The sequence below is a fragment of the Telluria sp. AZSoR62 genome (genome assembly GCF_058111565.1).
Window position 1 is genome coordinate 1 of the sequence record NZ_JBYTST010000438.1, and the last position, 253, is coordinate 253.

Genomic DNA, 253 nt, shown 5'->3' on the forward strand with positions numbered 1-253 from the left:
CGAACTCCTTGGTGGCGTCGTTTGCAGTGATCGTCAGTGGGGCCTGCGTAATGCTCGCCAACGTGATTCCAGTCCCTGGGGTACCTGCTGCTGCCGTCAGGCTATCGAACGGCGCAAACAAGGCAAACAGGTTTGCATCGGCACCGCCAAGCGAATAACCACTGTAATTCACCGTTTTGCCAGTGCCCACGTTTGGAGAATCAAACGTCGCCGTGCCGGCCTGCAGCGCAACATCACCTGCCAACGTCGGGTT

1 protein-coding gene is annotated in these 253 nt (G+C 58.1%); it reads right to left on the reverse strand.

Annotation, left to right across the window (positions count from 1 at the left end):
* The coding region (locus AC3XQU_RS24355) for a YDG domain-containing protein (protein ID WP_489876689.1) at nucleotides 1–253 on the reverse strand (253 nt) is incomplete at both ends.